The 10,887-nt window shown below is 65.6% G+C and carries 8 protein-coding genes and 1 pseudogene; 3 read left to right on the forward strand and 6 right to left on the reverse strand.

The features are described 5' to 3' along the window. Positions 1-15: 15 nt before the first annotated feature. The gene (asnB, locus tag ACFYPJ_RS23080; protein ID WP_389020184.1) at positions 16-1,878 is read right to left on the reverse strand and encodes an asparagine synthase (glutamine-hydrolyzing); all 1,863 of its coding nucleotides are present in this window, start codon (positions 1,876-1,878) and stop codon (positions 16-18) included. 117 nt (positions 1,879-1,995) lie between these two features. Continuing rightward, positions 1,996-3,264 carry a cytochrome P450 gene (locus tag ACFYPJ_RS23085; protein ID WP_389020187.1) on the reverse strand — a complete coding sequence of 423 codons (1,269 nt, stop codon included), beginning with the start codon at positions 3,262-3,264 and terminating at the stop codon, positions 1,996-1,998. 406 nt (positions 3,265-3,670) lie between these two features. Between ACFYPJ_RS23085 and ACFYPJ_RS23090 the strand changes: the two genes are divergently transcribed. Continuing rightward, complete coding sequence (locus ACFYPJ_RS23090) at positions 3,671-4,957, forward strand: ATP-grasp domain-containing protein (RefSeq protein WP_389020190.1); 1,287 nt, start codon at positions 3,671-3,673, stop codon at positions 4,955-4,957. Between the two features lie 642 nt (positions 4,958-5,599). Here ACFYPJ_RS23090 and fmdA read toward each other — a convergent pair. Then, positions 5,600-6,850, reverse strand: coding sequence for a formamidase (gene fmdA, locus ACFYPJ_RS23095; protein ID WP_389020193.1), 1,251 nt, complete (start codon positions 6,848-6,850; stop codon positions 5,600-5,602). A 77-nt stretch (positions 6,851-6,927) separates the two neighbouring features. Beyond that, on the reverse strand, positions 6,928-7,212 hold the full coding sequence (locus ACFYPJ_RS23100) for an FmdB family zinc ribbon protein (protein WP_389020196.1): 285 nt from the start codon (positions 7,210-7,212) through the stop codon (positions 6,928-6,930). Between the two features lie 682 nt (positions 7,213-7,894). Between ACFYPJ_RS23100 and ACFYPJ_RS23105 the strand changes: the two genes are divergently transcribed. Further along, positions 7,895-8,299, forward strand: a complete 405-nt coding sequence (locus ACFYPJ_RS23105) for a TraR/DksA family transcriptional regulator (protein WP_389020199.1) — start codon at positions 7,895-7,897, stop codon at positions 8,297-8,299. 173 nt (positions 8,300-8,472) lie between these two features. On the opposite strand, the gene ACFYPJ_RS23110 is transcribed toward ACFYPJ_RS23105, so the two are convergent. Beyond that, entirely contained in the window at positions 8,473-8,928 is a 456-nt protein-coding gene (locus ACFYPJ_RS23110; protein WP_389020202.1) for a GNAT family N-acetyltransferase, read from the reverse strand. A gap of 328 nt (positions 8,929-9,256) precedes the next feature. Here ACFYPJ_RS23110 and ACFYPJ_RS23115 point away from each other — a divergent pair, with 328 nt between their 5' ends. After that, entirely contained in the window at positions 9,257-10,279 is a 1,023-nt protein-coding gene (locus tag ACFYPJ_RS23115; protein ID WP_389020205.1) for a hypothetical protein, read from the forward strand. Between the two features lie 39 nt (positions 10,280-10,318). On the opposite strand, the pseudogene ACFYPJ_RS23120 reads toward ACFYPJ_RS23115, so the two are convergent. Continuing rightward, positions 10,319-10,699: pseudogene (locus tag ACFYPJ_RS23120) on the reverse strand (integrase); the annotation flags it as partial. Positions 10,700-10,887: the final 188 nt, after the last annotated feature.

Here is a 10,887-nt window from a genome sequence, read left to right on the forward strand (position 1 = left end):
AGCGAACGATCAGGGTCAGAGCGCCAGCTCGACCCGGTACTCACGCAGCCAGCTGTCCAGCGCCAGCACGAACTCCATGCTGTAGCTGTACTGCTCGCCGGCCGAGCGGGCCGCCAGCTCGGCACCGGGCAGGTGGAGCAGGTCATGCACCGGCGCGGACCGGTCCGCGAGGAGCGCACGCAGACGCGTCCGGAGCGCCTCGGGGTAGCGCGGGTCCTGACTGCTCGGGTAGGGGCTCTTGACCCGCTGGGCGACCGACTCGGGCAGGAGATCGGCAGCAGCCGCGCGAAGCAGTGACTTCTCCCGGCCGTCGAACGTCTTCATCGACCATGGGGTGTTGAACACGTACTCCACCAACCGGTGGTCGCAGTACGGCACTCTGACCTCCAGCCCGGTGGCCATACTCATGCGGTCTTTGCGGTCGAGCCAGAACTGCAGATGGCGCGTGAGGTGGAGGTGGCCTATCTCGCGCATACGGCGTTCCTCGGCGGTGTCCGTGCGCAGCTGCGGGACCTCGGCCAGCGCCTGGCGGTACCGGGCGTCGAGGTACCCCTCCGGGTCGATCTTCCGCAGCAGTCCCGGGTCCAGCAGGGACCCCTTGGTTCCCGTGTTCCCGTCGCCGGAGAAGCCGCGCTTGCCGAACACGGCCGCCCAGGGGAACGTGTGACCTGCTGCTGCGGTCCCGTCGTGGAACCAACGGTAACCGCCGAAGAGCTCGTCCGCGGCCTCTCCGGACAGTGCGACAGTCGATCGTTCCCTGATCGCTCTGAACAGCAGGTAGAGCGAGGTGTCGAGCTCGCCGACCGCGAGCGGGACATCCCGTGCGGTCTGCACGGCCGCGCGGTGGACCGGATCGGTCAGGTCCGCGACGTCCAGGACGATGTCGGCGTGCTCGGCGTTCACGTGCCGGGCGAGCGCCTGGGCATAGGGGCGGTCGGGGGTTCCACGCAGACTGTCAGCGGCGAAATTCTCGTCCTGGCCTGCGAAGTCGACGGCGAACGAGCGCACGGAGCCGCGTCCGGACTCACGCAGCTCCCGTGCGGCCAGCGCGGTGATGACCGAGGAGTCCAGACCGCCCGACAGCAGGGTGCCGACCGGGACGTCGGCGACGAGCTGGCGCGCGACGATGTCGTCCAGCAACTCGCGCACCCGTGTGATCGTCGTGGGCAGGTCGTCGGTGTGCTCGCGGGCCTCCAGTGCCCAGTAGCGTCGCTCGGTCAGTCCCGCTCGTCGCACCCGAACCGTGTGTCCGGGCTTGACCTCGTACATGTCCCGGTAGATGGCGTGTCCGGGTGTCTTGGCGATGGTCAGGAGTTCTGCCAGGCCCTCGCTGTCCACCACGGGGCGGACCGAGGGGTGGGCGAGGATCGCCTTCGGCTCGGAACCGAACAGGACGCCGTCGCCGGTCGGCCGGTAGTACAGCGGCTTGATGCCGAGGCGGTCGCGGACCAGCAGAAGTTGCTGCTCGCGCGGATCCCAGAGGGCGAAGGCGTACATGCCGTTGAGCCGGGAGGTGAAGTCCTCGCCCCACTGCGCGTAGGCGCGCACGACGACCTCGGTGTCACTGTCCGTGGTGAAGGTGTGCCCATGGCCGCGCAGCTCCTCGCGCAGCTCGCGGTAGTTGTAGATCTCACCGCTGTACGTGGTGATCAGCGGGCCGCGTCCGGCGTGCTCCACCGCCATCGGCTGTCTGCCGCCCTCAAGGTCGATGATCGCAAGCCGGCGATGTCCGAGCGCGGCGTGGGCGTCCATCCATATGCCCGACGCGTCGGGCCCTCGGCAGGCCATCGTGTGGGTCATGGCATCGATGATCCGCCGAGTTTCGCTGTCGGTACTCGCTTCGCGCCGGAACGAGATCCATCCGGCTATACCGCACATGAGAGGGGCACACTCCTTGAGAAAGTCGCTTGGTGGCATGCATGGCCGTTGTCCGTGGCTCCGGGGCGACGAACAGCCCGACCGGGCCTGTGTCGGTTCTGGTCCGGGCCCGGCGTGTCAGACAGAGACAACGAGGGACTTGAGCCCGTGGAAGCCGGAGTACGAGTGCCACACCGGCCGGGTTTCAGGGCAGACGCGCAGCTGTGGCTTGCGGCTCAGCAGGGTGCGCAAGGCGATGCTGGTCTGCACGCGGACCATTCCTGCACCAATACAGCGGTGCACGCCTTCCCCCATCGAGAGGTGACGTGCCCGGCGGCGCACATCAAGGACGTCGGGGTCGGGGAACTGCTTCGGGTCACGGTTCGCCGAGCCCACAAAAGGCAGTACCGCTTGACCTTTGCGGATCTCATGTCCGCGGTAACTGAAGTCCTCGGCCGCGAGGCGGCCTATGTACTGCACGGGTGGATCGAACCGCAGAAACTCCTCGACGGCCGAAGGCCAAAGACGCGGATTCTCCTCAAGCAGGCTCCGCTGATCGGGGAACTGCTCCAGCGCGAGCACAGCACTGCCGATGATATGCCGAGAGGGTTCCAGCCCGGCGAACATCAGAAGCACACACTGGGCGCACGCCTGCGCCAGTTCGAAGTTGAAGGCAGAGCCTTCCTGCGCCAACAGGCCAGCCAGAATACTTGACTTGGGCAGCCGTGCCAGATCGGCGGCCAAATCCTGCAAATAGGCCATGAAAGCTTCGGCACTCTTCTGCGCCCTGCGGACGTCGTCGGCGGCCAAGTCGTTGGTGCCGAACAGATAGGCGAGATCGTCAGCCCACTCGTCGAGCAGGTGGTGGTCACTCTCCGGGGCGCCCATCAGCCGGGTGAGGACCATCGCGGGTAGCGGACGGGCGTAGTCGGCGACCAGGTCGACACGACTTCGGTCTCCCCATCGATCGATGAGGTCGGCGGCGGCTTCCTGGACGACCCTGCCGACGACGGCCGGGGTGAGAACTCGGAAGACCTCGTCCATCCGGTTCCGGCGGAGCATGTGCTCCTCGCCCTCGTGGAAAGCCGTCCACGTCCTGAGGAAGTCGACAAAGCCCGAGAACTCTGCCCGCTCGCTCTCCGCCAGGGCCAAGAGGGGCAGGTTCGCCCGGTTGTTCGTCAGCTTGTCGCTGCGCAGCAACGCGGCAGCGTCCTCGTAGGCGAACAGGATCCAGGAACCGCCGTACATCCGGGAACGGTGAAAGGGCTCCCGTTCGCGGATCTGTCGATAGATGGGGTACGGATCGACAAACAGCTCCGGGTTGCTGAAGGAGAAGTCTTCAGCTTCGAACGAGATGGCAGGCGTACCCCCGGCCTCCGCCGCGGCGGAGCCCTCTGGCGCGTTCAACCGCTTCCTCCCTGATACACCCTAGGGGGTGACTGTCCTCAACACATGTGGTTCGCCCCCTGCCTCGGATGAGGCGCCTCTCAGTCAAACATGTGTTTCGCGGATTGGCCTCAAGGTGTGTTCTACGCAACTCATGTGACTACCCGTCAGTACACATGACGCCTCGTCAGAGTGTCTCGGTCAGCTACGGCAAACGACCACGCCACTGGCTGCTCAGGCATCCGATCCCCCGCCGACCAAAGCCCATTACACGCCGCTGAGCAGGGGTAATGCCTTGGCGTAGCAACCCTGGACTCACCGCGGTCCGTCCCGCCCCACCGAAGCCGTCCGTCCCGCAACTGCGGCATACGTGTCGTCGGCCGCCGATCATCTACATGTGTCGAGATGGGCATGCATGGTTGCATGTGTGGTGTCCGGCGACACACTTGCCGCCATCCGACTCGAAGGCGCGGAGACCCTGATGACCAATCATGTACTCGCCATTACCTCTTTCCGGCCGCTTCCCCCGGAAGTGCTGACGTCCAGTCTGATCGGCAAGCTCACCGTGATCACTGAGCCCGCGCATGCGCGGAACTATCCCTCGGGGGTCGATGTGTTCACCGTGAACAGCATCGACGACTTCACAGCTGTCAGGGACACCGCACTTACCATACTGAGCGACCGGCACATCGACGCGGTGCTATGCCCAACCGAACTCGGCGTCGCCGTCTGCGGTTTGCTGCGTTCTTACTTCGGGATCGCAGGTATGGGTTTCGACGTCGCCAACGCCTTCTCCAACAAGTACGTGATGAAACAGAAGATCGCGGAAGCGGGCCTGCCCGTGACACCTTTTCGCATGGTGCCCCGTCTGGACGGCCTCCCGGCCGCAGCCGAGAACCTCGGCTGGCCGATCGTCGTCAAACGCTGCTTCGGCGGAGGCACAATGGACGTTGCCGTCATCGAGTCGGCTTCCGATTTCTCCCGCTTCTACAGCGCGCCCGCGTCCGCCGGTCTGCGCGATGCCGGCTGCCCCTTGATTGCCGAGCAGTTCGTCGACATTGAGGCCGAATACCATTGTGACGGAATCGTGGACGGGGGAACGACGAAGTTCGCGTCCGTTTCGGAGTATCTGTCACCGGTGCTCACAGGCCGCGGAGGCATACACGGTTCCTTCCACCTTTCGGGGTCTGATCCGGATGCGGAATCCGTCCGCTGTCTCCACCAGGACGTCGTCCGGGCACTCGGAATGCGCTCGGGAGTGACGCATCTGGAGGTATTCAGAACCGCCTCAGGGCTGCTGGTCGGTGAGATCGCGTGCAGGCCGGGAGGCGGCGGAATCGTCAAGTCCGTAGCTCTCCAGTACGGCGTCGATCTATGGCGCGCGTTCATCGAGACATCCCTCGGCCTGCCGCCCACCATCGACATCGACGCCCGTGAGGAAACGGTGGTCAACGTCATGCTTCCGGCCAGGCCAGGTCGCATCCTCGACCTCAGTACCGCGGAGCACTTCGCGAACGCGCTTCCCGGTGTCCTCGACACCACGATGGTGCTCAAGCCGGGAGACATCGTCGATGACGTCGCGCACTCCATGAAAATCACCGGCATGGTCTTCCTCGCTTCCCCTTCCGCGCACGACATCGACGATCTGGTGCAGAGCGTCTCCGATACCTACATGCTGCGGACCGAGCCCTCCGGGGCGTTCGGCCTCCACTGAGTACCTGACGCTGTCGGGTGTCTTGGAATCGGACGATAGCGAGCATGATCCAGCTTCAGGACGGACTGGCTGTTTGCCCTGTTCAGGTGGTTGGTGCATGGCGTTGCGATCCGGCGGAGAACCCTTCAGCGCCTTGGTGACCGTTGAACGAACGCATCGTTTGTGCTTTGTGATGCCGGCGTGACTGGGGCGGCGGGTGTGTCGACAGGCGTTCGCCCGTTCGTGGTGACCGCCCTGAGAATCACCGATCGGGTGGTCGGCACGAGTGCACGGTGGGGGCCCACGACTTCGGAGGGGCGAGTTGACCACTGACCGATACGCTCGTGGTCGCGCAAGGACGACCTGGGCGGCAGGATTCACCGGGTGGCGCCGTCGTCGACGAGGCCGACGTGCTGCGTGACGAGGGTGAGGCTACGCCGCCAGGCTCCGAGCAGCAGGCGTTCCGGTGACTACGGTGCGCTACGACGGCACAATCCACGACTTCATGATGCTCAACCCGCTCAGTCAGTCCAAAGCCGCCCGTGGAGCCATCGACCAGGCCACCCTGTTCCTGCGCAACGCCCTAGGAACCGGCCGAGCCTTGATGCTGCGGCCACGGAGGCATCTTTCGAACCAGCCCGAGCGGAGAGTTCGACGTCGCGTTCAGAATGAGGCCTTTGGCGCTCCTTGTCCCGGGTCGATCCTCACGGGCCCGTCAATGCTGGGGGCGATGGGGAAGTCGAAGATGGCCGTGGGGATGTACACCGTCGCACAGGAGTTGGGGATGTCCACGACGCCGGAGAGCCGGCCCTCGATCGGGGCTGCGCCGAGCAGGAGGTATGCCTGCTCGGGGGCGTAGCCGAACGTTGTCAGGTAGTCGATCGCGTGCAGGCATGCCCGCTGGTAGGCGAGATGAGAGTCGAGGTACTTCTGTTCTCCGTCGAGGGTGACGGAGGTCCCGGAGAACGCGATCCACTGGGAGTACTGCGGGTCCGTGTTGCCGGGCAGGAAGATGGCGTTCTCGGCGACGCCGTAGGTCTCCATGCCGCCGGGGATGATGTCGACGCGCAGATCGAGGTAGCCGCCCATCTCGATGGCGCCGCAGAAAGTGATCTCGCCGTCGCCCTGCGAGAAGTGCAGGTCGCCGACGGACAGGTGAGCACCGTCGACATACACCGGGTAGAAGACCCGGGTGCCCTTGGACAGGTTCTTGATGTCCTGGTTGCCGCCGTTCTCGCGGGGCGGTGCCGTGCGCGCGGCTTGGGCGGCGATGCGGTCGAACTCGGCTGCGGGGACGCTGCCGAGGATGGCGGAGTCGGGCTGTGGCGGCAGTGCGAGCGGGGGTACCCGGTCCGGGTCGGTCGCGATGAGCGCAGCCTCGCGGGTGTTCCAGGAGGCCAGGAGTGACTTGCTCGGCGCTGTTCCCATGAGGCCGGGATGGACGATTCCGGTAAAGGAGACGTGGGGTACGTGCCGGGATGTGGCCACGCCGCCGGAGAAGTCCCATACGGCCTTGTAGGCGTCGGGAAACTGCTCGGTGAGGAAGCCACCGCCGTTGCCTCTGGCGAAGATCCCGGTATACCCCCAGCCCTGACCGGCCAGGGGACCGGTCTCCTGCGGGATGGGTCCCACGTCGAGGATGTCGACGACGAGGAGGTCACCAGGCTTGGCGCCCTCGACTCCGATCGGCCCCGACAGACGGTGCACGGAGTTGAGGGGGGCGTTGAGGATGTCCTCGGCCGAATCGTCGTTCTTGATCGCGCCGTCGAACCACTCGCGGCAGTCCACCCGGAAGGACTCACCGGGCTTGACCATGACGGCGGCCGGGATCTCCGGATGCCACCTGTTGTGGCCCAGCAGCTCTTGTTCGGTGAACGGCCTGGTCGAGTCGAGAGGGAAGATCACATCAGGCATGTCGGCTCCTGTCGCATGAAGAGGGGCATGGGTGCCGTCCGCTTCGCGGCTCGTCGGTGTGGGGCGGCGACGCGTAGTCAGGGACGGGGAAGCTCGGCGTGCAGGGGGTTGTGGGAGACGGGCCCGGGTGATGTCCTACGGCTCGGCAGCGCCTCCACGACAGCGGGCTCGCTCGCGGTGCGCTTGGTCGCGTCCAACAGCTTCATGGCGGTCGACGAGCCGGCGCCGAGGTGAGGAGCGGAGAAGATCCGCCGCGCGGTGCCGCCGCACGCCCTGCAGTCCAGCCAGGCGGGAACCGAGGCCATCGGGAAGACGGCATCGGTGTCACCGCAGTCCGCGCAACGGAACGCGTATGTCGGCAAGGACGTGTCACTCCTTCGGATTCTGACCGAGGGGCAGGACGCTCTCGGATCGGCGGGCCCCGCCGGTGTTCCTTCCCCAGCTTCGTGGCAGGGGTAAAGCTGACTTGCGGACTTGAGGGATGGCGACAAGCACCGATCCGGCTGCCGCTCCGGACTTCTTGTATCTCGCCCCACCGGCTCTCCGGCTCTCGGCACAGCCCCCCACCACGGACTGGGTGTACAGGCAGGCCGCCCTGTAGGCAGTTCTTGCAGGTCGGTTCCTTGGCTCCGCCTACACGTCTACAACGCCGGCGTCCTGACCGGCTACCAGGCTGGCCCGAGCGACGCACTACTTACCCCGTGTGGCTCAGTCAGACAGCCGCGGGAGAAATCGGGAGACCGCCGGAAAAAGCCCTGCTGAACCGTGATCTCCCTGGCCTACAGCGGTCCGTGGCCCGCGGGCTGCCGCTCGTCGAGCACTGCGCTTGCCGAAAACCTCATCAGCCCAGGTAGGAGCAGTGTGCGGAGTGCGCGGGATCTTGATAATGGTTTCCTGAGTCGGAGTTCTGGCGCAGCTGTCCATGGTCCCGGCGGGCCGGCGCATCCCCCCTGCGGTGACCGGCCGGCGTGGTGCACTCGGCCCAGGCGGCGGGGCGCGGGTGGCTGGGGGAATCGCGGACCGGGAATCAGCGTTGTCGCACGCATGGGCGATACATCTCCGCACGACCATGACGTGCGCCCGTACAACGTCGCGGCGGCCCACGCGCGCCTTGCGGCCGATCGTGCCGAAACCCTCGCACGCGCGGCCGCGCTGAGCCGCGAATTCGACGGAATCGTCGCGGCGAACGCCTTGGTCGCAGTTGATGACGAGCACGACCCCGAGGGGGGCAGCACTGCCTTCGAGCGGGCCCACGTGGCCGCTCTGATGGCGCGGGCACGCGAGCACCTGGAAGAACTGGACCGAGCACTGGAACGACTCGAACGAGGACAGTACGGAGAGTGCGAAGCCTGCTGCGCGACGATTCCTCCCGAACGCCTGGAGATCCGTCCGGCGGCCACCACCTGTGTGCGCTGCGCCCGGTCGGGCCCGCCCCGGCCTCCGTCCTGAGGTCCCCCGTACCTCCGGCCGAGGTACATAGCCATTAGCTCCTGGTCCGTGCGCGGGCCGGGGGCTTCGCTGTGTCCCGGCCGCAAGGGGTCGGGCACTGGTCGACTTCCAGGGCCCCATCAAATTGTTGGTCATGTGACCACCGGAAAACTCTCTGCAGTTTCCGTATGAACTCACGCAGCGGAAAAGACGAGCCGTAGAACGATCTCACCGTCGTCGATTTCCCCGGTGGGCTCGAACCCGAACTTCTGGTAGAAGGGCCACGGTTCGCCGTCGCCGGGATCGTAGCTGGTCAGCAGCTCGGTGGCGCCGTCCGCGCGAACCAGGTCGGCGATCTGGGTGAGTGTCTCTCGGCCGATCCCTCGCCTCTGGTGCCGCTTGTCGATGAGGAGGCGCCAGATGAAGTGTCGCCCTTTGTAAGGACCAGCCGGCGGCTTCCACGACAGCATCACGAAGCCAACTGGCTCGTCGCCGATGTACACGGCGCGGTACCAGGGATTGGCCTCCGGTTTCTTTGTCGCATCCTTGAGCGACCTGGACACGGAGGCGACGAATTGCTTCTGGTCACGTCGGACGCGGAGGGCACGAACGGCATCCCGGTTGTCGTCGGTGATCTCTCGCAGGTGCACACCTGGGGACCTCATGCCACATCCCTTCCTGCATCCGGCGGCTGCGCCGTCCTGGCCGACGTGAAGAGCCGCCGCCGTGCGGCAGTGCACGCAATATCAAGGACGTCAGGCCGGACGTCTTCGCAGAATATTCGATGCAGAGGTCCTGGAGCGGGACTGGCACGCCCAGCCGCTCTGCTGGTGCCGCTGCCGCGACAGGTTCTGCGCCGGCTTCGGCTGCTGGTCCAGCCCGACACCGTGCTGCGATGGGCTGCACCTTGGTGAACCATCGTCAGGTGGGAGCCGTTACTGCAGGAAAAGTCTGCTGATCCCTGAAAGAGGTCGTCCTGTGCCAGGATTTTCCGATGAAGCTATTACCGCGATACTGAATTCGAGAGCCAGAGGAGAGCTGCCCGGACGGGGAGAAATAGTCAGCGTCTCGGTAGAAAATAAGGTCGAGCATATTAATTTCGATAACTGGCTTAAGGGCCAGTTGAGGTCAGGGAGGACCCGCGGATATGTGGGGGCGCTGGTCCCGGCGCTTGAGAAACATGGCTATGTAGTCGAAGAGTATTTCCCTGGGATGGTGCGTCTGCGGGACAACTCGGGAAAAATCCAGTACCCCATCCAAGCCGGTGCCTCCACCAGGCAAGAGAGGGAAAATTCTCACGCGTCGGCGGCGCGGGCGATACCGGACGGCTTCCCCGGCCGGTCGGCGGCCGGTGCACGCGTGAGCCCTGAGTCCGCACATTCGGCGGAGACCGGCGCGCAAAGCCCTGTTGTGACCCGCGATGATTCCTGGCAAGATCAATTTGGGCAATTGTTGGGAGCAGTCGCCGATGGCGAATTGGACCCGCTGGAACTCCTGTACGCCCACGTCCCCCCGGACTTCGATTTCGAAAACCAGGCGGGTTCGGCTGCGTCCGTCGACCCGAGCAACGATTTCGGGTGGGAAGTTTCGGCTGCGCCCGCCACGCCGGCCAATGATTTCGGGTGGGAAGTCCCGGCTGCGCCCGTCGACCCGAATTACAGTTTCGGCTATTCGGTGGGATCCGGCACGCAGGATCCCCTGGTCCAGCCTTACAGCCGCAGCGGGTCGGCCTCGACCGACGGGAACAGCCAACTCCCTGTGGACTACAGCCAACCCCTCGTGGACTACGGCCAAGGCATTACGCTTCCCAACTCCTTCGCTCAACATGTCTGGCAAAATCAGCCCCCGCTCAGCCCGGCCGGCCAGTTCGGGAGTCACGGAACGGGTGGGTACCCGACAGACCGGGGCCCTACGTCCCACCTGCGGCAGGCGCATCCGGATCCGCGGCTGGCGCAGTTGCAGCGGCCGGCGCAACAGCTTGGGAGGGCGCCAGGGCGTTGATGGACCGTCGGCTTTCCGTTGGTGATCCGGTTCCGGCTACCCCCAGGAGCTGTTCTCGCGGGCCAGGCGCAGGACAAGTGCCTGAATACTGCGACGCGTTGGCGGCCTGCCAGACCTCCTGCGCCGGGAGGCATCAGCGTGACGACGGCGCATGAGGTCACGGTGCCACCTCAGGACCGTCTCCGGCGAGACGATCAGATGCAGGCTCCGCAGCTTCGGCCTGGGAAGCCGGTGGAGGAGCGCGGCCAGGAAGGCGCGGTCCGCCGGGGTGATACGTGGCCTGTCGGTCTGTCGCTGCAAGACAGCCAACTGGTGACGCAGCGTCAATATCTCGATGCCCTTGTCCACAGCGCTCATCGGTAGCAGCCGTATGAAGGCGAACACGCTCGACACGGCGAGGCAAGACAGTAGCAACACCACGATCCACCAGCCTGACACGCCCGTCCTGCGATCACTGACCGCTCGGGAGGATCTGCAGGTCACAGGCCATGGATGGGGTTTTCAGCACCCGCAGTGTTGTAGCGGGTGGTCCAGCGGAAGACGGCCAGGCGGCAGGCGCGGACCCCGTTGAAGCTGCGGGCACCTTGAAGCGTCTCGCGTTTGAGGGC

The organism is Streptomyces sp. NPDC006012, from assembly GCF_042871185.1.
In the GTDB taxonomy this organism is placed as follows: Bacteria; Actinomycetota; Actinomycetes; order Streptomycetales; family Streptomycetaceae; genus Streptomyces.